The following is a 22,753-nucleotide window of genomic DNA, read 5'->3' on the forward strand; positions in this document are numbered from 1 at the left end:
ACAACGTACGAGCCTCGAGGAGCATCAGTGGGTACCGTAATCATGCACAACGTCGTCTCGGTTGACGGTTACATCGCCGACAAGAACGACGACGTCGGCCCGCTGCACGACTGGTACTTCAACGGTGACACGCCCATCACGGCCGGCGTGGACGAAGTATTCGACCATTCCGGAACCGGCAGCCGCTTCAAGGTCTCCGCCGCCTCAGCCGAATACGTTCGCGCCATGTGGGAATCGATCGGCGCCATCGTCATGGGCCGTACCCTCTTCGACCTGGTGAACGGCTGGGAGGGCCGTCCGCCCGCGGGCGAGCACGTGGTTGTCGTCTCACACCGCCCCAAACCCGACAACTGGCACCCCGAAGCCTCCTACCATTTCGTCGACGACGTGACCGCTGCGGTAGCCACGGCCCGCGAGCTGTCCGCCGACCGAAACGTCGCTGTGAATGCCGGCGAGGTAGGCGGCCAGATCCTTGCGGCCGGCTTGGTCGACGAAGTAGCGATGGACGTGGTGCCGGTCGTATTCGGTTCTGGCAAGCCCTATTTCGGTGGCATCGACGGTCGACACCGCCTGGAGGATCCGCATGTGATCATCCGCGGCGAGGGCGTACTTCACCTGAGGTTCCGAGTCCGCAACTAGCCGTGTGCACCGGGCAACTCACGCACGCGATGGGATCCGCCTCCTCGGTGCGGTGCGTGCCTGGTGTAATCAGCCGGTCGCCCGCCGCCGGCTGCAAGCGCAGACCGTCGCCATCGTGAAATTGGTTGTGGCTGTTGCTCTTCCCTTCCCGTGCTGGCGCTGTTGGGGGTAGGCCGCGGACTCTTTCGGTGCCGGTCAGCCGCTGACGTGGGCGGGGTTGTCGAGCCATTGCAGCCTCTGCCCGGGGCTGTGCAGGGCGTGGTCGAACTCAGGCCGCTGCGTGTTCGAAAGGTAGTCGATTGCAGACGAATTGACGTGTGTGGTGAAGTTCGGCTCTGGCGCCGATCTCGTTCACGGTGTTGTGTGGTCGCCCGCGGAATTCAGCACGGTCGCGATCAGCGCGGTACCTTCGCCGGTGCGGCCGCCCGGACCTGGCTGATAGACAACCGATTCCGGCGTCAGCTCGCCGCCGCAGCCATCGCATGTCACCTTCGCCTCGACTCGATGACCGCACGTGCGATGGTGCAGAACCAGCGGCGGCCCCTCGGCCCCGGATTCCCATTTATCACCCCACGCCATGAGGGCGAACAGCACCGGAATCAACTCCTGACCCTTGTCGGTCAGGTGGTATTCGTATCGGTCGGGCCGCTGCTCGTACCGGTGACGGCGCAGTACTCCCTGGTCCACCAGCCGCTGCAATCGCTGGCTCAGCACGTTGGTGGCGATACCGAGGTCGCGCTGCAACTCCTCGAAACGCCGCAGTCCCAGTGCCGCATCGCGAAGGATCAGCAGGGTCCACGAGTCTCCGACGATCGACGCCGAACGCGCGATCGAGCACGCGATCTCGTGGAAGTTCTTTCGCCCCATCTTCCGTCCCTTGCTTTAAGCAAGCTAGCTGCTTACAGTCGTTTTATGTATCACACCATCGTACGGTTCCTGGTCCGGAGAACGTGGCGCCGCACCGGCTCGGGCGATCACGAGGCCGCCGTGGCGATGGCGGCGCCGGACCTGCGATTCCGCTTTCTCGGCGATACCCCGCTCGGTGCCGACCTGCGCGGACCGGAGGCGTTCCGCGATTGGTTCGCTCGCTTCGATCAACTGCTGCCCGGACTGCGCCTGGAATTGGTGGATGTGGTCTCCAGCGGCCCGCCCTGGAGAACGAAGGTCGCGGTCCAGCTGGAGGTGAGCGGAACCCTGGCCGACGGCAGCGGTTACCGCAACACCGCGATGCAGTGGCTGACCCTGCGCTGGGGCAAGCTGGTGGACGATCTGGTCCTGGAGGACACCCTGACCCTGCAACGCGCCCTCGGCCGGCAGCAGGTAGACGGGGCGATCGCCCGATCGCTGTGAGGCGGTCGGCAACACCCGATCGACGACCTCCACGTCGCCACCACGAAGCCGCTCAGCAGCCGCACCGGATCATCATCGTCGACGACGACATCGTCGGGAGTGCCTCGGGCCGGCGCGAACCCAGCACGAAGACCTGCAAATCCGGCCGGGGCCACCGATCGGCAGTCAGCCCAGGCTCGAAGGTCGTGCGGCCCATTCGAGAGAGCCTCGCAGGTACGCAGGAATTCGGCGTTTCCGTGACTGCCCGGGGCGAACTGTGTTGGACGGCAGCCGCTTACGCGAATTCTTGCTGACGCCGCGGCGTAACGGGGGGCTGGTACGGATCGATACCCGTGCGAACGTTTGCGGTATCGGACTCGAGGGGGACTCATGCGTACCAAGTCACTGATTGTTGCCGGCTTCGCGGCGAGCGTCGCCATCACCGTCAGCGGTTGCGACCCGGCCTCCACTCCCGGGTCGCTGTCCACAACTACTCCGGCGGCCCAAACTTCGCAGCCGCCAGCACGAACCGGGCAACCCGCCCAATCGGGACACGCGACCGAGCCCGGCGGCAGCGTCCCCGAGACGGCCGAGGCTACGGTCGTGCCGGCGCCCGGGGCCGCTGCCGCCGACCCGGCTACTCCCGCCGACACCGCATTCCCGAAGTGTGTGACCGCCCAACTTCGTCTGGATAAGGGTGTCGGCGGCCCGGTGGGAGGGGACTGGTTCCTACGGTTCATCAACTCCAGCTCGCGAACCTGTGTCCTGCAAGGTTTCCCGGGCGTCTCGCAAACCAACGGCCCCAGCGATGACCCGGTGGGCGAGCCCGCCGTGCGGGACGAGGGTCCGCAGGCGCCCAAGCCCGCTCCGGTCACGCTCACACCGGGCGGGGCAGCTCAATTCGAGTTCATCACCTATCCCAAGCAGATCAACGATTGCTCAGCCCTGCGCACCACGACCCTGCGCGTCTACCCGCCCGACAACACCGAATCGCTGTGGCTGCCCTGGGACAACCTGATCTGCCCGAGCCCGCAGCGCATGCTCGTCGTCCGCGCGATCAAGCCGCTGTAGGCGCTGCTGCTGATAGGTCCTTCCTCCCACGATGGGATCCGGCCCTCCCGCTGCCTGTGCGGGAAGGTCGCAGGCGGTGCCCACAACGATCGCCGGTGCGGCAACCGAGAGGTGATGTCGGGAGGGCAAGCCGTTGCACCCGTGCGCTTTTCGCGAGATCGGCCTGGTCTGGCCCGCGGGCAGGCCGCGGCCCGATCGTTCTCACCGCGTGACGGGCTTCGGGCCCGGTTGCGGGCCGGTGTTCAGCTGTTCGGGTAACACGGTGAAGTGGCGGACGAAACCGGACAGGACGGGCAGGTCCTTCGGTGTGCTCCACTCGCCGAGCAGGTCGCCGGTGACGGTGTCGCTGTAGAGATAGTGACCGTGCGTGGGTTCGTCGAGGTCGTAGGCATCCAGGTAGATCCGCCATCGGCCGTCGGGGAGCGGGATCACGCACTGTCCCTCGCGCGGTTGTCCCGGGCCCGGTCCGCCCCAGCGCGCCCAGTTCCCGGTTCGCGCGAACGTGTACGGGCCGACCAGGCGGTCGGCCACCGCGACCTCGACGTTCTTGGTCGATTCGTTCTTGACGAACGCGTAGTAGCGTCCCTGCGACAACTTGACCGTGGTGTCGATGTAGCCGAGGCCGCCCGGTGCGGGAATGACGCCTGCCAGCGGTATGGGCGTGGTCCAATGCAGCCGGCTCAGCGATGAGGTGGTCGCGGTCATGACGCAGGGCCGGAAAACCGTGCCGTCGTTGATGTTCACCAGGACGCTGACCGTGCCGTCACGGTCGACGAACCATTCCGGCGCCCAGGTATGGGTGACACCATCGAACGGAATTGTGTACTCGTACAGGAACTCCCAGTTGATCCGGTCGCGGCTGCGCGCGAACCCGATGGTGTTGCCGTCCCATGCGGTCGTGTACGTCACGTAGTACTCGCCGTCGATGTGACGAAAGACGCTGGGGTCGCGGCACAAGCCCTTCTTGGTGGTGGCCGCCGCTGCCGGGGTGTCGGCGGGGTCGGCGTCCGGCGGACGGTAGGCGTCGGCCTGGACGAGCCGGAAATTCGTTGCGTCGGTGGACTCGTAGACCCACATATCGGTCTGGCTGGCGTTGGTGAACGCCGTCATCGTGTATCGGATCGGCGGGGCGGCGGCCACTGCGCGTCGGGATGCCACAGCGCTCAACGGTACGCTCGCTGCCAGGGCGAGCATCGCTCTGCGGGACAGCCCGATCGACGTCATATACGGATTATTCAGCCCGTGAACGCTGAATGATTGCTGACACACCGCGCGTGGTGAGTAGGTCCATATGCTGCTGTTGTGGTGGCAGCACAGGCGCCGACGCCGGCCGTCCCGGGCGGCCGCCGGACTCTGCAGCGTTGGCCGTGGAGATGAGGCATGCGCGTCATCTGGTCTGCGAGCCGGGGCGATGCCGTCTAAGCATTTGAGTCCTCAATTCATCCGCCCGCTGGTGTGGGCAACTCTCGGCGAAAGAACGGCCGAGTGGGCCGTCTACCTCTGGTGCGTCAGGGCGAAAGGGTTGTGTTCGTTGGTGCCGTGGTGATGAAGCGGTGCTTGTAGTCGGTGGGGGTCAACCCGAGGTGGCGGGCGAAGGCGCGACGGAGGGTTTCGTCGGTGCCCAGCCCGCTGCGGTGCGCGGTGGCGGTGACGGTGTATCCCTGCAGCAGCAGTTGCTGGGCGTGCTCCACCCGCACGCGTTCGAGCCAGCGCGCGGGTGTGGAACCGATGTCGGCGTGGAAGAGTCGCGTGAGATGTCGCGGGCTCACGCCTGCGACCGCGGCCATGGTGGCGGTGGTGTGCGCACCGGCGGGGTCGGTGAGTACGGAGTCGATGGCCGCACGCAGGGGCTCGGTGCGCGCGGGCGGGGTGGACAGGGCGTGGGAGAACTGCGACTGGCCCCCGGGGCCGCTGCATGAACATGACCAATTCCTGTGCCACGGTCCGGGCCACGCCGGCTCCGTGGTCGTGCTCGAGCAGCGCGAGAGTCATGTCGATACCGGCACTGATACCCGCGGAGGTGAGATAGCGGCCATCGTGCACATGCAAAGCGTCGGTCTCGACCTGGATGCGCGGGAACCGGCGTGCGAGGGTGCCGGTGTGGCGCCAGTGGGTGGTGGCGCGGTGACCATCGAGTAGTCCCAGCACCGGCAAAATCGCCGAGGGTGCGTCTTGCGACGTGACCAACGAGGATTCCATCCACCACGTCGTTCGGACCGTACTCGACAGTCAGGGCGCCTGGACGTGCTTGTCACCAGCGCAGGTATCCAGGCGCGCGGCAGCCTCGACACGCTCGACGCCGGTACATTGCGCGACTGTCTCGACGTCAATGTCGTCGGCACATTTCTGGCCTGCCAGGCGGTCGTGCCGACGATGCGACAAGCTGGATACGGTCGCATCGTCACTCTCGCCAGCGCCCTGGGACTGGTCGGCGCCGCCGGCCGTGCGGGCTACGCGGCGAGTAAGGGTGCGGTGGTCCAGGTCACCCGTAGCCTCGCCGCTGAACTGGCGGGTACCGGAATCTGTGTCAATGCACTGGCACCCGGCCCCTTCCGCACGGCCTTGAACGACAACATCGACGGCGATCCCCACGTCCAGGAATTTCTCGACCACCAAGTCCCGATGCGCAGGTGGGCTGACTCGGAGGAACTCGTCGGTGCGGCAGTCTTGCTCGCAAGTCCTGCGGCCTCCTACCTCACCGGCGCTGTACTACCGGTCGACGGTGGATGGACCGCGCACTGAGCTCGCCATCCACTGATGAAGCCGCACAACGCACTTCACAACCGCTCCGCACAGGCCGCCGCACCTGACACAGGACCGCGCCCAAACTGCGCGGCCGTGGACTACCCCCAGTTGGCAGCCAGGGTGAGGCAGAACGGGTGGCCGCTCGGATCGAGCAATACCCGCCAGCTCTCACCGGGCTGAAACTCCGGCACCGTGGCGCCCAGTTCGACCAGTTGCTTACTGGCGATCTTGAGGTCTTCGACCGCCAAATCCAGATGGAACTGCTTGGTGCCGTTCTCGTTCGGCCAGGTCGGCGCCTGATAGTCGGGGATCGTGCCGAATCCGAGCGCGTGATCGGGGCCTGTGAGCATGGCGTACTCGTCCTGCGCGTGCGCGATCTTCCAACCGAGCGCCGCGGCCCAGAACTCGGCGTCTCGCCGTGCGTCGGCACTGTCCAGGGTGAGCATTTTCAACGTGGCAACGGCCATGGGGTTTCCTCTCCGCAACAAAATTACTGTCAGTCAGACTGCAATACCGGCGCCGAAGGCGATTGCAAAAACGCGACACTGGCCGCGCGCGGGATCGGCGGCGGCCGCAAGCGGTCCGCCGACGCCCGTGTACTGACCGCGTATGCCGGATCCTTCGCGACATCCGCCAGCGAAGAAACGGTTTACCCCGTAGCCGCTTTTCGTGACAGCGACAAGCGCGGTTGTGTCTTCATGTCGCTGTCGGCATGCCGGTTCTGCGGCCGGTTACAGCGACCCGCGAATCTCACCGCGCGGGAATGCAATTGACCCCGCTCGAGGCCCGTGCCGTGGCCGTTTCGGCTCTCGGAGCCTTTCACCATGTAGCGTCCCGTATCACGACGCCGGCTCCGCATCGGTGAGAACAACGCCCCAAGGGAGAGCGCTTATCGTGGGACGATGCCGCTCGCGCCAGGTGACCAGTTCGCGGGATTCGTTGTGAAAGCCCGGCTCGGGCACGGCGGCAGCAGCGCGGTGTATCTGGCCGAGGATCCGGAAGCATCGCGGCCTGTGTCACTGAAGATTCTGGGACCGGACGACAGCCGGTCGCCCGAGGCACGGGCACGATTCGTGCACGAGTTCGAAATTCTGTCCGCGCTGCGGCACCCGAACATCGTGCGGATGTATCGACACGGTGAAACCGACGGCAAGCTCTGGTCCGCCCGCGAGTACGTTCGCGGCGCGACCGTGGCGAAGCTGGTTCGGATGCCGCACCAACGCCCGGATCTGCGGCGGGTGCTGCACGTGCTGGCAAACGTGGCCGCTGGATTGGATTATGCGCACGCCGAGGGGGTGGTCCATCTCGACGTGAAACCGGCGAACGTGCTGTTCGGCGCATCTACAGTGAAAATCTCCGACTTCGATCAGGGCCGGTGGCTGCACCGGCCCGAACCGCCCCTGGCCACCAATGGTTTCGTCGTCGTGTCGGTACCGTATGCCGCACCCGAACTGCTGCGGGCGGACGCGATATCCCCAGCGACCGACCAGTACGCCCTGATCTGCTCGGCCATCGAGTTGCTCACCGGCCGTCCGCCGTTCCCTCGCGAGAACCTCAAAGCCACCGCCCAGGCGCAACTGCGCGAACCACCGCCGGAGATTTCCGAACGTCAACCCTGGATCCCGCCCGAAGTCGACCCGATCCTGCACCGGTCACTCGACAAGGATCCCGGCGCCCGTTACGACTCGTGCAGCGAACCCATACACCTGCTTACCGAAGTACTCCAGCACATCGATCCCAGTCCCCTCGCTCCCGTCCTGAACCGTCTGAAAGCCGCACTCACCCGACCGCACCTGCTGAACTCCACACTCGGACGGACAAAGGAAAGGCGACCGGGCGCCAAGCCGGTTCCGGGGCTGCATAGCGGTAGGTCGGGGTACCGCTGATCCCGCCGCGCGCGGGCGATTCGACGACTCCCTCACGCATACCAGCGGCGGTCCGATCGGCATCGCCGTGCTCATCGACATCTGGATGACGGGCAGCTATATCGGCTTTTGCATTCTGCTCACAGAGCCCCGGGCGCCACTGGAAAGTGAGCCAGCGCTTGCTCCGGCGACGTGGTTTTGTCCGGCGAAGCAGCGTGACCTGCGGATCCGTGATTTCGCGGTCCGGCAGGCGCCCGATCGGTGAAACCAGACGGCGGTGTGCCGCATCGCCACCAGCCTCGCCGCCGTCGCAGTCGCATTGCACGAGGTGTTCGACGCCTCCGCACGCTCCCGACAGGTTCGAATTGTGGGGCCGCCATCACCGAAGAAGCTCTTCGGCAATTCGGCACGAAAACCTCACTGCCGCTGTGGCTTCCAGTATCCACCGTGTCCACCACTCCTTCGCCGACACCACTGCCGGCCGGGTAGCGGACCTGCCGACATGGCGGCTCCGCCGCACCGCACGCACGCCCGACACACGCAAACACCACGTCACCGATCAGAAATCCTCCGCTACGTCGTCAGCTCTGATAGCCCCTCGCAACAGTGGAAGGATTGATGACCATGACCGACGCCGGAGCGCTGGGCGCCGATGAGGCCACGTTCATCGAGGCAGCCCGCTCGGGCGACACGGCGCGGTTCGCGGACATCACCGAGCGCCACCGGCGTGAGCTGCAGGTGCACTGCTACCGGATGCTCGCGAACTACGAGGACGCCCGGGACTTGACGCAGGAGACGTTTCTGCGAGCGTGGAACAAGCGGGAGTCGTTCCAAGGCCACGCCACGCTGCGGACCTGGTTGTACCGGATCGCGACCAACGCCTGCCTCGACTTCCTGGAGAAGCGCAACGACCGGACACCCGTACCGTACGGGCTGTCGGACCCCGGCTCCGAGGTGCTGTACCTGCAGCCGTACCCCGACCGGATGCTTCCCGACGACCCGCAGGATTCGGTCGTGGCGCGGGAGACGATCGAGCTGGCGTTCATCGTCGCCGTGCAGCACCTGCCGCCGCGGCAGCGGGCGGTGTTCATCCTGCGCGACGTCCTCGGCTTGCCGGCGCCGAAGGCCGCCGAAGCCCTCGAGCTGACCGTCGCATCGGTGACCAGCGCACTACAGCGGGCGCGTGTGACGATGCGCGAGCAACTGCCCGGCCGCCGCCTCGACTGGCGGAGCCCTGCCACTCACGAGCTGTCGGATGACGAGCGCGGCGTGGTGAAGTCCTACATCGACGCCCATGAGCGCAACGACCTCGACGGATTGATGTCCCTGCTGCGCGACGACCTGCGCTTCGCGATGCTGCCCGATCCGGGCACCGTGATCATCGGGGCTCAGGACGCGGTGGACGGCTGGGTCTCCGGTGGGCTTTTCCAGCGCGGCTACGACGACTGGCGCTGTATCGCCACGACAGTCAATCGAATGCCTGCCGCCGTGCTTTACCTCCGCACCCCCGACGACCCGGAGTACCGGCTGTTGAACATCGCGGTCCTGCACATCGCCGACGGGAAGATCGCTGCGCTCACCGGATTCGACGCCACCGACAAACCATGGCTGGGCCTGCCCCCGACACTGTGATCCCGAGGTATCTCCAGCGAGTCGGTCAATACCTCACTCTGGTCCGTACTCATCGCCTCGTCTCGTATCGGGTCAGCACCACGCCGCCGGGAAACGTCCGCGTTTCCACCAGATTCAGGTTCACCCAGCTGTCCAGCGCCGGGAAGAACGATGTGCCGCCGCCCACCAGGACCGGATGGGTGACGATCGCGTACTCGTCGATCAGCCCGGCACGCATGGCCGCCTCGGCGAGCGTCGCGCCGCCGATGCCCATCGTGCCGCCGCCCTCGGCCTTGAGCCGGGTGATTTCGGCGACCGCGTCGCCGGTGACCAGGCGGGTGTTCCAGTCGACTTTGTCGATCGTCGAGGAGAACACCACCTTCGGCGTGTCCCGCCAGTTCCGCGCGAACTCGATCTGCGCCGGGGTGGCGTCGGGCTGCTGGTCACCGGTCGGCCAGTAGGAGCTCATGGTCTCCCACAGCTTGCGCCCGTACAGCGACACCTCGTGCGCTCGCTCCTGGCCGAGCCACCACTGGAACCGTTCGTCGCTCGGCTCGCTCCAGCCGATGTCGTCGCCAGGCGCGGCGATGTAGCCGTCCAGTGTCACGTTCATGCCGAAGACTATTTTCCGCATTGTTGCCAGCCTCTCGTGAGTCGATCTCACACGTACAGACTGCCGCGCCGCGAAAACCTAATCTACGCACGATCTGCGACCGCATGTGGTCCTCGCACAACCGACTCAGCCGACGCACTCCGTTGAGCTCGAGCACCACGCCGGTTACAGCACGCTCATATAGTTTCCGTAACAACCGTTCAGGGCGTCCGTTGCGGCTTCGGCGATGATCTCGCGGCTGTCTTGCGAACATCGGGTCAGAAACATCCGCACACGAGGCCCGGACCAACCGGCTGCCGCGACCGCCGGCCAGTACGCCAGGAACTTGTGGTTGAGATCGTGGAAATTGGCCTCGGCGTAGTCGGGGACGGCGTCGACCGCGTAGTCGGGGAATTTCAGTCGGAGCATCGCGACCGCCCGCAGCGCGCCGTCGGCGAGAAGCTCGACATCTTGTTGCAGGCACCACAGGGCGGGAGCAGGGTCGTTGTCGGCGTCGCGGCCCAGGCGGACGACGGCGTCGCCGAGTGCAGCGTTGACCGTGGTTGCCGATCGTGGTTGCAGCGCCAGTTTTTTCAATAGCTCGACATCCGCGCCGCTGCCGGTCGTACCCAGTGCCATGATCAATTGGTACTGCGTTTCCCAGGTGCGTTTGTCCAGCACTTCGTGTTCGAGCGCGGTGCGGACTCGAGCCGCTGTTGTCGGGTCTGCGAGCGCGCGCAGCCGTTTTGCGCCGCGTCGTCGTCGCGTCGAGAGCGAGTCTGTGAGTAGCGCCAATGCGTCATTGCGTGTCAGCGTCATCGAGTTCGGCCTATCCGTGTTTCATAGCTTGTCGATCCATCGCGGATAGTTCCATGCCGCACTGACAAAGACAGACTCCTCTTCCTCGGCGAACATCCACCCGCGCCGCCTATTTCGCGATTCCGCCTATTTTGCTTTGTGTCGATTCGTGTACACAGCCGGTCCAACGCGTGGGCTGTCGCGTAGCGGTTCTGGTTTCCGCGCGAGGCAGCCATCTGGGCGGCGTCGCCGCTTCGCGGGCCAGATCGGCCAGCGCGATTCGAAAGTGTGGGGCACGTGTCGTGTACACGCGGAAACCCATGGTCCACAAGCCAACTCGCCCGTATCTCGATGTCGGCGGAGTGGCGGGGAAGGGGCCGCGCCACTGGTCTGTTTCCGGCGCTCTGGAATGGGAAATCGTGGGTACGTCGACCGGTCGCCGCGGATTTCTCGTCGCGCCGACGACTTCGTAGTGTCTTCGGCGCGGCGGCCCGGCAGGGGCCGGAAGGAGTCTCGGGCGGATGCAGACGGCGACGTACCTGTCGATCGGCGGGCTTCTGGTGGCGAGTGGGGCGGTCCTGGCATTCATCGCGGCGATCCGCGTGGCCTTGGAGCCCCGCCGGCTCTCGACAGGATTCGTCCTGCTGGCGGCGGTCACGCTGCTGGGCGTCGGCGGCGCGACCGCGGTCGTCGGACTCGGCCCCGACGCGCCTTCGTCGTTCGGGGTGGTCGTAGTACTCACGGCTCCGTTCGCCGTGGCCGGTATCGCGTTGCTGGTCAACGGAATCGAGCTGATGTCACGGGAGGGGATCGCCGCGACCACCGCGTTGCCGGTCGTGCTCGGGGCCGGCTTGATCGGCGCGGTGGCCGCGGTCGTCACGGTCGCGTCCGGTCCGGCGATGCCGGGCTGGGCCATTCAGTCCATCGTTCTGGTCGCCGCGGTCGCGGTCTATTTCGTGGCGCATCTGATCGCGTTCGGCGGCTACGCACTGATCTACGGCAGTCTGGCGGCTCGTCCCGAAGCCGATGCGGTCGTGATTCTCGGTTGCGGCCTGAATCGCAGATCGGTCACGCCGCTGCTGGCCGCGCGACTGGACCGCGGTATCGACGCCTACCGCACAGCGCTGCGGTCCGGACGCCAGCCGGTCCTGGTCACCTGCGGTGGACAGGGGCCCGACGAGGCGACGACCGAAGCCGACGCGATGGCGCGCTACCTCACCGCCCGCGGCGTCAGCGGACACGCCATCGTCCGAGAACGGCACTCGCGCAATACCGCCGAGAATCTGCGTAATTGCCTGCGCGAACTGAACCGGCGCGGTATCGATCCGGAGCAGCTCCGAATCACGGTGGTAACCAGTAACTTTCACGTTCTCCGGACGGCCGGGCTGACCCGCCGCCTCGGCATCGATGCCCAGGTCCTGGGGTCTCGGACCGCCGCCTATTTTCTGCCCGCCGCCTTCTTGCGCGAATTCGTCGCGGTATTGGCGACCCATTACCGACGCAGCCACATCACGGTCGCGGTCTCGCTTCTGGTCGTCCTGCTGGCCGTGATGGTCCTGCCCTGAACATCGGGCCGTGCTTCACGCCGGACGGGTGAGATGACTGGCCAGTTCTGCCCGGTGAACCGGTGTGACCTGTGCGTTTGCTGTTGTTCGTGAGTGGTGCGGCCCACGAGTTTGCTTGACTGCAGTGGAATCGGGCACCAGGCTTGAACGCAGAGTATATAATCCAGCGCTCACTCGAGGAGACGATGGAGCTATGTCCAGCGAACATCTGTCCGAAGAGCCTCAATCGCAGCGGGGAGCCAAAGGCTCGCGAGACACCGGGTCGGATGCGCCGGGCGGCGGCCCGACCGATCGCCCGGCCGGCGCGTTCGACCAAGAAGAAGTCACGTCAGCCCGTGATCAGAACCAGTCCGAAGACGACGTCGCCACGACCGGGACGCGTCCACCTGGCGACGCTGAATCGGCCGTGCCGCCCTATGAGGGCCGCCGGACGAGCGCGGAAGAGGTAACCGGCACCGGCGGAGCGGGGAGCGGCGCCAGGACAGCCGGCGCGACACGTCCGGTGGCCGACCCGAATTTCAAATCCCCTGCGCCTGACCAGACTTCCGGCGGGGCCACCGCCTCCCCGGCCGAGGAGCAACCGGCATCGCAGGCACCCGAAGTCGAGGGCGCCGACGAAGGGGCCGAGGGAGGACATCACGGCGGCGTGCGCAGAGCCGAGGACCAGCCTCGGGAATCACGGCCGCAATAATCGCTACGGCGAGTCGGTTCACCTCGCGGGTTGTCGGCGAGGAGCCCTCTGCCGCGTTGGTCGGCATCGTTGGCGACGGTCCGGACGCGATGACGGAATCGTTATGTTTTTCGACGCATATCGAACTACTCGACCGCCAGAAATGCACGATTCGCCTCGATTCGTGAACGCAATCCTCGACGACATCGAGATTTTTCACAACCGTCGGCGCCGCCACTCATCAGCCGCCGTCGAGTAGTTCCGTCGCACTTCAGCCACGGTTTCGCGCACAAAGCACCGATATTTGCGCGACCACGAATTATGTGTCGATTTCGCAACCCGCTTTCGTGGTCAGGATCGCGGACGCTTGCTAAAGTCGCTTGGCGCAACCCCCCCGGCAGGGGAGACTCCCGGCAGTTTCGTCCGAACAAAGGATGTCGCTTGTGAGAGGGTTTCTGGCAGCTGTGGTCACTGTTCTCGTCGCCAGTGCGTGTTTGGGCGAACAGTCTGCTCGGGCGGACGAAGGCCCGCCCATTGGGCCGATCACGCAGTCATCGCCCGGAAATCCCCCGCCCTCCCCAATGCAGAACTGGATCGACCAGAACATAAAACCGCCGCAGTTGACCGCCGGCCCCGAGCAGTCCGCCGCTGATCAGCAGGCGGCGTTGTGGCGGGCGATTTTGTCGTCGCCGACCGGGGATCAGACCTTCGATGCCTGGCCTGCGAATCTGGCCGCGCTGGAGCCGGGGCAGATCTTCGAGTCGCGTGACGTGACGGCGACGACAGCGCAGCATATGGCGGCGCCGATCGAGCGGGCGGTGCTATTGAAGTTTCGCTCGACCTCGGCGACGGGCACGCCCTCCTTCGGCACCGCTACATTGATCGTCCCGGCGGCGTCGTGGAACGGTCCGGGGCCCCGTCCGGTGGAGGTGGACGCGATGCCGATCAACGCACTCGGGTTGCACTGCACGCCGGGCTATCAGTTGTCGCACGGCATACTCGATCGAACCAACACCGATCTCGTCTGGTTTCTGCCGGCTATCTGGTCGGCCCTGAACAAAGGGCATGCGGTTCTCCTGCCCGACCATGAGGGCCCGCTGATGGCGTACGGCGAGACGAATGTGGCCGGGCACATGATGCTCGATTCGATTCGCGCCGTGCGTAATGCCCTGCCGGAGTTCGGTAACAGTCGTTATGTGGTCGAGGGCTACTCGGGCGGAGCGATCGCCGCGTATGCCACCGCGATGTTGCAGAGTGAGTACGCGCCGGATCTGTCGGACGTTCTGGTGGGCGTGGCCTCGGGGGGACTGGCGGCCGACTACCGGGATATCGCCCACCGTTTCAACGGCGGGATCGCCTCCGGCATTCTGTTGTCGGTGTCGACGGCGATAGCGCGTGAGCATCCGGAGGTGCTCCAGTACATGAATCATCTCGCGCAGTGGGTGACGACATCCCCGACGCGGGATCTGTGTGGTGACGCCGATGGACCGCTCGGCGTCGTCGGTATTCCGATGGATGTGGCGACGAATATCAGCAACCCACTCGACAGTCCGATGGCCGACAATCTGTTTCGCCAACTGGATCTGTCCGACCGGACGTCGGGTGTGCCGCTGTATATCTATCACGGTGCGTGGGATCCCTGGATTCCCCTGGAGGACGCTCAGCGTATGTACGGTGAACAATGCAGCCGCGGCGTTCCGGCCGTTTTCCGCACAGTGCCCGGCGAACACCTGAGCAGTTACGTCACCAGCTATCCGGGCCTCAGCGAATGGATAGACGGTCGGCTGCGCGGCGAACCGGCACCGAGTGAATGCCCCGGGAGGTAGCTCGTAATGCATTTCTATGTCGAGCACAACCGCGGCCACCACGTCCGCGTGGCCACACCCGAAGATCCGGCAAGTACCTGGTTCGGCGAGTCAATCTGAAGATTCCTGCCTCGCAGCGCTCTGGGCGGCTTCCGCTCGGCACTCACCGTGGAACGAGAACGCTTGCCCCGCCGTGAAAAACGGTGGTTCAGCCGGGACAACCACCTGCCGCAGGCGTGGTGCATGAGTGTCGTGCTGTTCGGCACTTTGATCCTCGTCTACGGGCTCACGAAATTCGCTGTGGCCGAGTATCTTTGCGGGTGCCCTCGGGGCGACGTCGTAGATCGGATCCGGGTGCGGGAACGATCGGACAAGCGTGGGAGATGTTTGGCATGTTCGACGACGATCTCGTGCGAGATTCGGTGGAGCGGGCCGATGCGTTCCAGCGCGCGCTGGTCGCTACCCTGTGCCTGAATCGGGCGGCCGTTCTCGCCGCCACCGATCGGGCCGACCGCGAGGTCGCCGGACTCTGCCGGCTCATCGACGACTCGCTCGAATACTGTCGCGCTCGGGCGGTCGGTGCCCCACCGCGGATCTGCCCGGAGCTCCTCGCCACGCGATTCCGCGACATTCTCGGCGCTGACGATCTGCCTTTCGAGGAGCCCGACGGTGTCGGGGCCTGGTACATCGATGTGGTCTCGATAGCGGATTACGTCGTGAGGACGTGGAACGAGCCGGATGCCGGCGATTCGCGATGCTTCGACGTCCTGGTCGCCTGCTACTCCCTGGCAGGAATGCTGCAAGACGATCCCCGGCCCCCCAGCTCCTGGGAGCTCGCCGAGCTCGAGACTGCGAGACAGATCAGCGACCTGCGAGCGGTGGACGGCCTTACCGAGCCGATCGCTCCCGACCGCCTCGGCGCCCTGCTGGCGGAGTCGCAGCCGCTTCGCGAAGCGTATGCGAGGCGATTCCAGGATGTCCTGTCCGACCATGAATTCGGGCTGTGACGCCTCTGCTGTGGGAGTTGCGCGGAGATCCGGTCGGATTTCGAGAGTTGCGGCCCAGTTTTCCGGGACGATCGAATCGCCGGGCATGGCGTTCGGCGGCAAGGTCGCAGTCCAGCCGACCTGATTGTGGTTTACCACTATCGCCTGCCGGCTGACGATCCCAAACATCACGTGACGTCGAGTAATCCTTCCTCCCGAATCTTGTGCTGGCTACGCTGGCGCAATAGCACAAGTTGACGGGGAGGGAAGGAGTTCGACCATGTCTGCCACCTCTCCATACCAGCAAGGCCTCACCATATCCGGGCGCCCCATGTCGTTGCCGTTGAAAGACGTGCGGGCCCTGTCACGGCAGATGGTCAGGCATTTCGTCGAAACCGTCGCCCCCTGCGGCACCTTGCCGGGTGATGCGATCCACGGCGACATCACCACCATCACCCGCGTGTGCTTGGAGCTGGCAGTCAGCATGCTGGACGGCAGCAACATCCCGGAGAAGACCGGCCGGCTCGAGGACGCCGCGTGTCAATGGGCTCGCGAGGGCGTGCCCATTGGGACGATTCACCACGCCATCCACGAAGGCTTCAAGATCGGCTTCGACCTGGTGGTGTCCACCGCCTTGGCCAAACAGCGTGCCTCCGGCACGGCCGACATCGATCCGATGCGCGCTCTCAGCACTGCCGACTACGAGAGCATTCTCGATGCCGCCAAACTCGTCGTCGAGATGCTCGACACCATGACCACGGCGGTCTCGGTGGCCTATGTACGCGAACTGCGCGCGGTCGTGTCGGAGCACCACACCGCGGTGCACACGCTCACCTCGGCACTGCTCGGCGGACACCCCACATCCACGATGGCCCGTGAGTGTGGCATCGACATCGCCGACCGCTATCGCGTATTGGCACTCGCTATTCCTTCCCACCCGGACGAATCCAACCCGATGCTGGACGCGAAGGTCGTCGCCCGGCGCAAGCTCCGGCGCCTGCAGGCAGAGCTGGCCCTCCGCTGCGACGACACCGTGCTGTCATTGCTGTCGATCGACGGCGGCACCCTGCTCATCCCCGCCGATCACATCACCGAGAGCGCCCTCGAAGATCTCATCGGACATCTGTCGCGGGCGGCGCGCGTGCCCATCACCGCCACTATGGTCACCGCCTCTACCGACACCCTGCCCACTGCCGCGGATCAAGCCCACGAACTGCTCGACGTCGTCTCCCGGCTGGGATCGATGCCGGGCCTGTATCACTTCGAGGACCTGGCTCTGGAATATCAGCTCACCCGCCCCGGCCCCGGCCGCGAACATCTCGGGTCGCTACTCGATCCACTGGACGAGCATCCCGAACTGCTGGAGACATTGCAGGTCCACATCACGCACAACATGAACCGCCAACGCACCGCGCGGCTACTGAACGTACACATCAACACCGTGGACTACCGGCTCAAGCGGATCGGGCAGCTCACGGGGTTCGATACCACCCAGGCGAGCGGGCTGTGGCACCTGCGTTCGGCATTGGTTGCCCACACTTATCGCACCTGAGCACCGTGGGAACAACAATGGATGACACCCGAAGAACCGAAGCCGACGGATTGCGGGCGACATGGTCGCTGTTCCAGAGCCACCTGATCTCGATCGTGGCCGTGCACGAGGCGTCCGGCGCCACGCCGATCGTCTCTTTCGGCCCCGAGGAATTTCCGGATCTCGCGCAAGCGCGGGAACTATTTCCGGAAATGAACACGCTATGGGACGCGGTTCGCCACGATTTCTGGACCAAACTCATTCCGCCACACCCACGGTGCCGACAACGGCGATGGACGTGATCCTGAGAGCCCGCGCCCCCTCGAATGCCCGTTTCAGGTGTGGTCGATACTCCGCCGTCGGAGGGCCGAAAACTGGATGCATCGATTGTGCATCGAAATAATGTGCGTGGGTACAGCCACTGCATGACCAACGACACCGACATAAAAGAGGTCGCGGACAGCGGCCTGGACACCGAGGAGCAGCCCGCGGCCCGGCATCGTCGTCCCGGTGATGCCGGCGACGACGCGGTCCGGGCGGCCGGGACCTTGTCCGAAGCGCTGGAGACGATCGAACAGGCGCGTGGGAATTTGTACGCGTTTCACCGCCTGACCGGTCGTGCCGATCTGCTGTTGGACAGCGCTGTCGATCAGCTCGTCGCCGCGGGCCGCCCGGACTTGGCGGAGCGGGTGCGAAGCGAGTTGATCGGTCGCAACGTGCTGTCGGGGCGATGGACATTTCAGATCGTGGAGGAATACGACGACGGGTATTACGCGGCATTCGCCGACATGGAACGCACGGTGCGCGATCAGCTAGTCGAAGGCCGGCGCCACGTCTTCGAAGCGGAGATGAAGGAACAGCGTCGCACCCGCGGGCGACCGGACCACACCGCACGGCCGTGACCGGCACGGTTCCGCCGGCCCGCACGGGCAGCTACTCGACCGCGTCGAATCACGATCGCGACATGAGGCGCAACAGGCCGAGCTGCGGTTCCAGTGCGCCGTCCTGGCCGAGGGCACGGAAATCGGCCTCCACAGCGTCGACATCGAGGCGGCCCGCGCGCACCGCGCGGTAGCGCAGGAACGACCAGACGAACATGTCGAGGAACGGTGGCATGACCCCCGAGCGCACCCGGGCATCCAGCGCGGCGAGCGCGGCCCCGTCCGTCGGGGCCAGGCGCGCGAGAAACGATGTGACCGAACGGGTTCGATCCGGCACCACGACGGGTTCGGCGTCGGGGAACCAGCGGCCCAGATCGGCATCGAGGCCACCGTCGACATAGCCGATCAGATCGGCGGGGGAAAGCGTCACCGGCCGATCGTAGAGTGCGCCAACAGAATTGGCCTCGCCGCGTGGTGGACGGTCCCGCGCCGCCCCTGTACCGCCGGTCGTCCTTCGCCGACAGCGTGGTCGTTCCGTCGGCATCGGTCTCCGCGAACACCGAGTTCGTATTGTCGACGCCGCCGGGGCCCGGCTCGCCGGGTCTACCACGATCTCCTCCCGCAGCTGGTCGCCGCTGGGACCCGCTCGCCGATCGAGGCAGAATAGACGCATGGCAAAGGCAACGGTCAACGGTGTCACCATCGCGGAGTCCGACCACTACGAAACAGTGGAGGGCAATATCTACTTCCCGCCGGAAGCGATCAAGAAGGAGTACTTCACGCCCACCGAGACGCACACGATCTGCCCGTGGAAGGGTCGTGCGAGCTATTACACCGTGGATGTCGGTGACGGAAATCCCCTCGTCGACGCCGCGTGGTACTACCCCGAGGCGAAACGGGCGGCGGCCAACATAGAAGGTCACGTCGCCTTCTACAAGAACAAGGTCTCCATCCACGAGTGAGCCACCTCGTCCGCCGGCACTGATGTTGCGGGGACGCGCAGAGAGTCGCTTCCGGGGCCGGTAAGCGAGACAGGTCCATGATCGGCAACGCAACCGGTCGCGCCGGCTGCTGCGCGGGTCAACGGAGGCTCGGGATCACCCGGGTAGCGACTTCGACAGGAATTCCAGCAGGTGCGGTTCCACGGCGTCCGCATCGGTGAGCGAGAGGAAGTGCGCGCCGCCGTCGACGATCACCGGCGGTCCGGCGTCGGGCAATGCCGCGGCCAACTCGACGGCCCGATCGACCGGATAGGCGGCGTCCGCCGACCCGTGCAGGACCAAGGCGGGGCAGTCGATCTCGGAAGCTCGGTCGAGGATGCTGTCCCGCTCGACCAGTGGGGTCAGGACGCGGTCGATGTGATCTCCGGAAAGCTTGCGCCACTTGGCCTGCCACTCGGTTGCGTCGTGCCGGCCCAGGCAGATGGCGGCGTTCATGTCGAGCAGGTCCTGCGTCGGACCGAGTTCCCGCCATGCCGCAGTGGCCTGCCGGTAGGCGTCGGCGACCTGCGGGTCCTCGGCGGCGCCCGACGTTCCGAGCAACACGAGCGCGGCCACCCGGTCCGGTGCCAGGAGGGCCATCCGCAAACCGATGAATCCGCCCTGACTCGTACCCAGCACCGCGCACCGGGCGATTCCGAGGTGGTCGAGCAATCCGAGTGCGTCGCGGGCCACGTCCCAATAGGTGAAGGGGCCGTCGGCGGGCGTTTCGCCGTGGCCGCGCTCATCCATGGCGATCAACCGGTAGGACTGGCCGAGCGAACGTATCTGCGGGGCGAACATGTCCGCGTCCATCAGGTAGCTGTGCAACAGCAGTACGGCGGGGCCGGAACCGCCGTGGTCGACATAACTGACGACTTGGCCGCTGTCGAGCGTCATCGCTGTCCGCATGCGGCGCAGTCTATTCGGAAGCGGCGATACCGAGATTGTCCCCACCGATGGGGATGGTGCCGCCGATTCCGCTACACGCAGGGATTCGTGGTCGACGCCGGGTGATCGGGGTGAGGCCGGCTGCGAGTGGGTGGTGAATCTTGCCGGCGCAGTGCAGCGCGATGTGGCCGCTCTACATCGCGGTGTCATCTACCGTGTCATGGGATGCCGAGACGGTCGTTCACCGGCCTGCGAGCCGATCCGCAGTAGGCGTCCCCGGCAGCGTCACACCCGGTACGGCGAACGCGACGGAGGAGAGCGGTGACAGATGACCGAGATCGAATGTCGAGTAGGACCGCCACCGAGCCTGCTCGTCCGGGGCGATCGGCACGCCGGATGGTGAGCGTTCGAGCCGGGCGTTTCCACGCGATCTACGACCCGAGCGCCGGCGAGTCGCAGCGGTGGTACATCAACGACCACACCATCATTCGCGACGAATCGGGCCGCTGGCACCTGTTCGGCATCACCCATCCCGAACCGGCGGATCCGTTCGACGAGATCGAATTCGCCCACGCCAGTGCCGACGATCTGCAGGGCCCGTGGACCAAACACCCGTCGGCTCTGGTGGTGGACCGCGACTACGGCGAGACGCACCTGTGGGCGCCGTACGTGATCCGCGCCGACGGCCGCTACCACATGTTCTACGCGGGCGGTGGTGACGACCGCACCGCGGCGGCGATCTGTGTGGCCACCTCCGACGACCTGTTCGAGTGGACCCGCGAACCGACCGGGCCGGTGTTTAGCGACGGGTACGACGCCCGCGATCCCATGGTCGGGTGGATCGACGGCCGCTGGGTGATGTACTACGCCGCGACGAGTTCGCCGACGGGCGGCAACTACGTGGTCGCATACCGCACGAGTACAGACCTGCGCACCTGGAGCGAGCGGCACATCGCGTTCACCGACCCCACGTCGGGCACCGAGGCCGGCAATACCGAATCACCGTTCGTGTTGTCCCACAACGGATCCTGGTATCTGTTCATCGGCCCGCGACCCGATTACGTCGGCACCGACGTGTTCCGCGGCGACAGTCCCTACCACTTCCGGATCGACGACCGTGTCGGCCACATCGCCGCGCATGCCGCCGAGGTGATCGACGACGGCGATCTGTGGATCACCAGTTGCGGCTGGGGTCAGGGCGGAGTGTCGCTGGCTTCCCTCGAGATCGGCAGAACCGCACCGTAGACCGTGCCCGAGTGATATCTCTAGTGGTGCGAGCGCGGCCCGGAGGCGGCAGCCTGCGTTACCACCGAGGACCGTGCGGACCACCATCGGGCACAGCAGCGAGTAGTCCGACCGTTCGTCTCTGGAAGGGATCCGGCGTGGCACGTATCGGTGTGATCAGCATTTCCGACGGACGCGACTATGTGCACGACGGCATAGCCGAGTTCATCCGTACCAACGAGGACCGGCTCGTCGCCGAACTGACCTCCGCCGGACACGAGGTGGTGCGCGGCTCCGCGCCGGTCAGTACCAACACTCTCGCCGTCTCGGTGGCTCGCGAAGTCGCCTCGGCCGGAGTGGATCTGACCGTTCTGCACTACGCGGTGTGGGCGTTCCCGCACTTCACGATGCTCGTGCAGGGAGCCACGCCGGGAGCGTTGCTGCTGCTGTCCAATATCGACCCGGTCCAGCCCGGAATGGTCGGGATGCTGGCGGCCGGGGGAGCGCTGGATCAGATCGGCCGCACGCACACCCGGCTGTGGGGCGACCCGGCCGACTCGGACCTGATCGAGAAGATCGGTGTGCAGGCGGTGGCGGCGTCGGCGGTGTCGAGCTTGCGCGGCTCGACGTTCGGACGGTTCGGCGGCCGGCCGATGGGGATGAACACCGCTGTCGCGAATACCGATCAGTGGCAACGCATCTTCGGTGTCGACGTCGAGGAGATCGACCAGTGGGAGATCGTGCGCCGCGCCGAGCTGGCTGATGCCGCGGAGGTCTCCAAGGCTCGGACCTGGCTGGAGGAGACCACCGCGGGCGTGCACTACGACGGTGACAAACTCACGCCGGAGTTGCTGGAGCGCCAGATCCGGTCCTACCTCGCGGTGCGTGAGCTGATCGACGAATGGAATATCGACTTCTCCGGCATCAAGGGGCAGCCCGAGCTCACCCAGTACTTCGCCACGATGGACGTCACGGAGGCGTTCCTCAACGACCCGTACGACTGGAACGGTCCGAAACCGACGCACGTGTGCGCGACCGAAGCCGACATGGACGGCGCGCTGACCATGCAACTGCTCAAACAGATCTCGGGGACGCCGGTGTTGTTCGCCGACGTCCGCCACTACCACGCGGACCGCGACATCTGGGATCTGTGCAACTCCGGCCAGCACGCCACCTGGTTCGCGGCGCGCAGCGACGATCCGGCGGAGAACCTGTCCCGCGTGCATCTGTTCCCCGAGGTGTTCTTCTTCCCCGCCGGCGGGGCGTCCGTCCATCATCTCGCGGCCCCGGGGCAGATGACGCTGGCCCGGCTCACGCGCAACGACAGCAACTATCGAATGCAGTTGATGCTCGGCGACTTCGAGATCTACGACGAGGCCACCAACGACGAATTGATGCGCCAGTCGACGCGCGAATGGCCGCATGCGTTCGCGCGGCTGGACGCTCGTGCCGAGGATTTTCTGTCCCGGTTCGGCGCCAACCACATCCACGCCGTGCCCGGTGACCATCGCGGGACCGTGCGTGCCACGTGTGATCTGCTCGGTGTCACCGTGGACGAATTCACTCGGTGACC

Annotated in this window: 24 protein-coding genes; 16 read left to right on the forward strand and 8 right to left on the reverse strand. The window is 65.7% G+C overall.

What is annotated here, in order from left to right; all coding sequences use genetic code 11:
• Positions 1-27: 27 nt before the first annotated feature.
• Positions 28-639: a dihydrofolate reductase family protein gene (locus ACPCUW_RS16205; protein WP_423425681.1), complete on the forward strand. Its 612-nt coding sequence runs from the start codon at positions 28-30 to the stop codon at positions 637-639.
• A 351-nt stretch (positions 640-990) separates the two neighbouring features.
• Here ACPCUW_RS16205 and ACPCUW_RS16210 read toward each other — a convergent pair whose 3' ends face one another.
• Entirely contained in the window at positions 991-1,506 is a 516-nt protein-coding gene (locus ACPCUW_RS16210) for a winged helix-turn-helix transcriptional regulator (protein WP_305780322.1), read from the reverse strand.
• A gap of 45 nt (positions 1,507-1,551) precedes the next feature.
• On the opposite strand from ACPCUW_RS16210, the gene ACPCUW_RS16215 reads away from it, so the two are divergent.
• Together ACPCUW_RS16215 and ACPCUW_RS16220 are read left to right on the forward strand one after the other, a co-directional pair.
• The gene (locus ACPCUW_RS16215; protein ID WP_423425683.1) at positions 1,552-1,989 is read left to right on the forward strand and encodes a nuclear transport factor 2 family protein; all 438 of its coding nucleotides are present in this window, start codon (positions 1,552-1,554) and stop codon (positions 1,987-1,989) included.
• Positions 1,990-2,358: 369 nt separating this feature from the next.
• On the forward strand, positions 2,359-3,039 hold the full coding sequence (locus ACPCUW_RS16220) for a DUF4232 domain-containing protein (RefSeq protein WP_423425684.1): 681 nt from the start codon (positions 2,359-2,361) through the stop codon (positions 3,037-3,039).
• Between the two features lie 201 nt (positions 3,040-3,240).
• On the opposite strand, the gene ACPCUW_RS16225 is transcribed toward ACPCUW_RS16220, so the two are convergent.
• Together ACPCUW_RS16225 and ACPCUW_RS16230 are read right to left on the reverse strand one after the other, a co-directional pair.
• Entirely contained in the window at positions 3,241-4,197 is a 957-nt protein-coding gene (locus ACPCUW_RS16225) for a glycoside hydrolase (RefSeq protein WP_423425686.1), read from the reverse strand.
• Positions 4,198-4,547: 350 nt separating this feature from the next.
• The gene (locus tag ACPCUW_RS16230) at positions 4,548-4,826 is read right to left on the reverse strand and encodes a helix-turn-helix domain-containing protein (RefSeq protein ID WP_423425687.1); all 279 of its coding nucleotides are present in this window, start codon (positions 4,824-4,826) and stop codon (positions 4,548-4,550) included.
• 46 nt (positions 4,827-4,872) lie between these two features.
• On the opposite strand from ACPCUW_RS16230, the gene ACPCUW_RS16235 reads away from it, so the two are divergent.
• Both ACPCUW_RS16235 and ACPCUW_RS16240 read left to right on the forward strand, forming a co-directional pair.
• Positions 4,873-5,178 carry a hypothetical protein gene (locus ACPCUW_RS16235; protein ID WP_423425688.1) on the forward strand — a complete coding sequence of 102 codons (306 nt, stop codon included), beginning with the start codon at positions 4,873-4,875 and terminating at the stop codon, positions 5,176-5,178.
• Between the two features lie 33 nt (positions 5,179-5,211).
• On the forward strand, positions 5,212-5,781 hold the full coding sequence (locus ACPCUW_RS16240) for an SDR family NAD(P)-dependent oxidoreductase (protein ID WP_423425690.1): 570 nt from the start codon (positions 5,212-5,214) through the stop codon (positions 5,779-5,781).
• A gap of 101 nt (positions 5,782-5,882) precedes the next feature.
• Here the strand turns inward: ACPCUW_RS16240 and ACPCUW_RS16245 are convergent, their stop codons facing one another.
• Positions 5,883-6,251, reverse strand: a complete 369-nt coding sequence (locus ACPCUW_RS16245) for a VOC family protein (RefSeq protein ID WP_423425691.1) — start codon at positions 6,249-6,251, stop codon at positions 5,883-5,885.
• A gap of 435 nt (positions 6,252-6,686) precedes the next feature.
• Here ACPCUW_RS16245 and ACPCUW_RS16250 point away from each other — a divergent pair, with 435 nt between their 5' ends.
• Positions 6,687-7,670, forward strand: a complete 984-nt coding sequence (locus tag ACPCUW_RS16250) for a serine/threonine-protein kinase (protein ID WP_423425693.1) — start codon at positions 6,687-6,689, stop codon at positions 7,668-7,670.
• 603 nt (positions 7,671-8,273) lie between these two features.
• Positions 8,274-9,281: an RNA polymerase subunit sigma-70 gene (locus ACPCUW_RS16255; protein WP_063011785.1), complete on the forward strand. Its 1,008-nt coding sequence runs from the start codon at positions 8,274-8,276 to the stop codon at positions 9,279-9,281.
• Positions 9,282-9,330: 49 nt separating this feature from the next.
• Here the strand turns inward: ACPCUW_RS16255 and ACPCUW_RS16260 are convergent, their stop codons facing one another.
• Entirely contained in the window at positions 9,331-9,894 is a 564-nt protein-coding gene (locus tag ACPCUW_RS16260; protein WP_064902201.1) for a dihydrofolate reductase family protein, read from the reverse strand.
• 144 nt (positions 9,895-10,038) lie between these two features.
• Complete coding sequence (locus ACPCUW_RS16265; protein ID WP_423425696.1) at positions 10,039-10,671, reverse strand: hypothetical protein; 633 nt, start codon at positions 10,669-10,671, stop codon at positions 10,039-10,041.
• A 500-nt stretch (positions 10,672-11,171) separates the two neighbouring features.
• On the opposite strand from ACPCUW_RS16265, the gene ACPCUW_RS16270 reads away from it, so the two are divergent.
• From ACPCUW_RS16270 to ACPCUW_RS16295, 6 genes are all read left to right on the forward strand, one after another.
• The gene (locus ACPCUW_RS16270) at positions 11,172-12,215 is read left to right on the forward strand and encodes a YdcF family protein (RefSeq protein WP_063011646.1); all 1,044 of its coding nucleotides are present in this window, start codon (positions 11,172-11,174) and stop codon (positions 12,213-12,215) included.
• 193 nt (positions 12,216-12,408) lie between these two features.
• On the forward strand, positions 12,409-12,906 hold the full coding sequence (locus ACPCUW_RS16275) for a hypothetical protein (RefSeq protein WP_423425697.1): 498 nt from the start codon (positions 12,409-12,411) through the stop codon (positions 12,904-12,906).
• A 359-nt stretch (positions 12,907-13,265) separates the two neighbouring features.
• Entirely contained in the window at positions 13,266-14,711 is a 1,446-nt protein-coding gene (locus tag ACPCUW_RS16280) for a lipase family protein (protein ID WP_423425699.1), read from the forward strand.
• 371 nt (positions 14,712-15,082) lie between these two features.
• The gene (locus tag ACPCUW_RS16285; protein WP_423425700.1) at positions 15,083-15,697 is read left to right on the forward strand and encodes a hypothetical protein; all 615 of its coding nucleotides are present in this window, start codon (positions 15,083-15,085) and stop codon (positions 15,695-15,697) included.
• 259 nt (positions 15,698-15,956) lie between these two features.
• Positions 15,957-17,228: a PucR family transcriptional regulator gene (locus ACPCUW_RS16290; protein ID WP_423425702.1), complete on the forward strand. Its 1,272-nt coding sequence runs from the start codon at positions 15,957-15,959 to the stop codon at positions 17,226-17,228.
• 404 nt (positions 17,229-17,632) lie between these two features.
• Positions 17,633-18,109, forward strand: coding sequence for a hypothetical protein (locus ACPCUW_RS16295; protein WP_423425703.1), 477 nt, complete (start codon positions 17,633-17,635; stop codon positions 18,107-18,109).
• 49 nt (positions 18,110-18,158) lie between these two features.
• On the opposite strand, the gene ACPCUW_RS16300 is transcribed toward ACPCUW_RS16295, so the two are convergent.
• A complete protein-coding gene (locus ACPCUW_RS16300; RefSeq protein WP_423425705.1) occupies positions 18,159-18,518 on the reverse strand; it encodes a hypothetical protein in 360 nt (119 codons plus the stop codon).
• 241 nt (positions 18,519-18,759) lie between these two features.
• Here ACPCUW_RS16300 and ACPCUW_RS16305 point away from each other — a divergent pair, with 241 nt between their 5' ends.
• Positions 18,760-19,050 (forward strand): DUF427 domain-containing protein, encoded by a 291-nt coding sequence (locus ACPCUW_RS16305; RefSeq protein WP_063011656.1) that lies wholly within the window; start codon positions 18,760-18,762, stop codon positions 19,048-19,050.
• A 135-nt stretch (positions 19,051-19,185) separates the two neighbouring features.
• Here ACPCUW_RS16305 and ACPCUW_RS16310 read toward each other — a convergent pair whose 3' ends face one another.
• On the reverse strand, positions 19,186-19,977 hold the full coding sequence (locus tag ACPCUW_RS16310; protein WP_423425706.1) for an alpha/beta fold hydrolase: 792 nt from the start codon (positions 19,975-19,977) through the stop codon (positions 19,186-19,188).
• A gap of 375 nt (positions 19,978-20,352) precedes the next feature.
• On the opposite strand from ACPCUW_RS16310, the gene ACPCUW_RS16315 reads away from it, so the two are divergent.
• Both ACPCUW_RS16315 and ACPCUW_RS16320 read left to right on the forward strand, forming a co-directional pair.
• Positions 20,353-21,201, forward strand: coding sequence for a family 43 glycosylhydrolase (locus ACPCUW_RS16315; protein ID WP_423425708.1), 849 nt, complete (start codon positions 20,353-20,355; stop codon positions 21,199-21,201).
• A gap of 137 nt (positions 21,202-21,338) precedes the next feature.
• A complete protein-coding gene (locus tag ACPCUW_RS16320; RefSeq protein WP_423425709.1) occupies positions 21,339-22,751 on the forward strand; it encodes an L-fucose/L-arabinose isomerase family protein in 1,413 nt (470 codons plus the stop codon).
• The last annotated feature ends 2 nt before the right edge of the window (positions 22,752-22,753 follow it).

It is taken from the genome of Nocardia sp. AB354, assembly GCF_049538315.1.
In the GTDB taxonomy this organism is placed as follows: Bacteria; Actinomycetota; Actinomycetes; order Mycobacteriales; family Mycobacteriaceae; genus Nocardia; species Nocardia nova.

What these genes read in the sequence shown, in the direction of transcription:
- ACPCUW_RS16210 (WP_305780322.1), bottom strand. Translation starts at nt 1,506, where the DNA reads ATGGGGCGAAAGAACTTCCACGAGATCGCGTGCTCGATCGCGCGTTCG.
- ACPCUW_RS16215 (WP_423425683.1), top strand. Translation starts at nt 1,552, where the DNA reads ATGTATCACACCATCGTACGGTTCCTGGTCCGGAGAACGTGGCGCCGC.
- ACPCUW_RS16220 (WP_423425684.1), top strand. Translation starts at nt 2,359, where the DNA reads ATGCGTACCAAGTCACTGATTGTTGCCGGCTTCGCGGCGAGCGTCGCC.
- ACPCUW_RS16230 (WP_423425687.1), bottom strand. Translation starts at nt 4,826, where the DNA reads ATGGCCGCGGTCGCAGGCGTGAGCCCGCGACATCTCACGCGACTCTTC.
- ACPCUW_RS16235 (WP_423425688.1), top strand. Translation starts at nt 4,873, where the DNA reads ATGGCCGCACGCAGGGGCTCGGTGCGCGCGGGCGGGGTGGACAGGGCG.
- ACPCUW_RS16245 (WP_423425691.1), bottom strand. Translation starts at nt 6,251, where the DNA reads ATGGCCGTTGCCACGTTGAAAATGCTCACCCTGGACAGTGCCGACGCA.
- ACPCUW_RS16250 (WP_423425693.1), top strand. Translation starts at nt 6,687, where the DNA reads ATGCCGCTCGCGCCAGGTGACCAGTTCGCGGGATTCGTTGTGAAAGCC.
- ACPCUW_RS16255 (WP_063011785.1), top strand. Translation starts at nt 8,274, where the DNA reads ATGACCGACGCCGGAGCGCTGGGCGCCGATGAGGCCACGTTCATCGAG.
- ACPCUW_RS16260 (WP_064902201.1), bottom strand. Translation starts at nt 9,894, where the DNA reads ATGCGGAAAATAGTCTTCGGCATGAACGTGACACTGGACGGCTACATC.
- ACPCUW_RS16265 (WP_423425696.1), bottom strand. Translation starts at nt 10,671, where the DNA reads ATGACGCTGACACGCAATGACGCATTGGCGCTACTCACAGACTCGCTC.
- ACPCUW_RS16270 (WP_063011646.1), top strand. Translation starts at nt 11,172, where the DNA reads ATGCAGACGGCGACGTACCTGTCGATCGGCGGGCTTCTGGTGGCGAGT.
- ACPCUW_RS16275 (WP_423425697.1), top strand. Translation starts at nt 12,409, where the DNA reads ATGTCCAGCGAACATCTGTCCGAAGAGCCTCAATCGCAGCGGGGAGCC.
- ACPCUW_RS16285 (WP_423425700.1), top strand. Translation starts at nt 15,083, where the DNA reads ATGTTCGACGACGATCTCGTGCGAGATTCGGTGGAGCGGGCCGATGCG.
- ACPCUW_RS16290 (WP_423425702.1), top strand. Translation starts at nt 15,957, where the DNA reads ATGTCTGCCACCTCTCCATACCAGCAAGGCCTCACCATATCCGGGCGC.
- ACPCUW_RS16295 (WP_423425703.1), top strand. Translation starts at nt 17,633, where the DNA reads ATGACCAACGACACCGACATAAAAGAGGTCGCGGACAGCGGCCTGGAC.
- ACPCUW_RS16305 (WP_063011656.1), top strand. Translation starts at nt 18,760, where the DNA reads ATGGCAAAGGCAACGGTCAACGGTGTCACCATCGCGGAGTCCGACCAC.
- ACPCUW_RS16310 (WP_423425706.1), bottom strand. Translation starts at nt 19,977, where the DNA reads ATGCGGACAGCGATGACGCTCGACAGCGGCCAAGTCGTCAGTTATGTC.
- ACPCUW_RS16315 (WP_423425708.1), top strand. Translation starts at nt 20,353, where the DNA reads ATGGTGAGCGTTCGAGCCGGGCGTTTCCACGCGATCTACGACCCGAGC.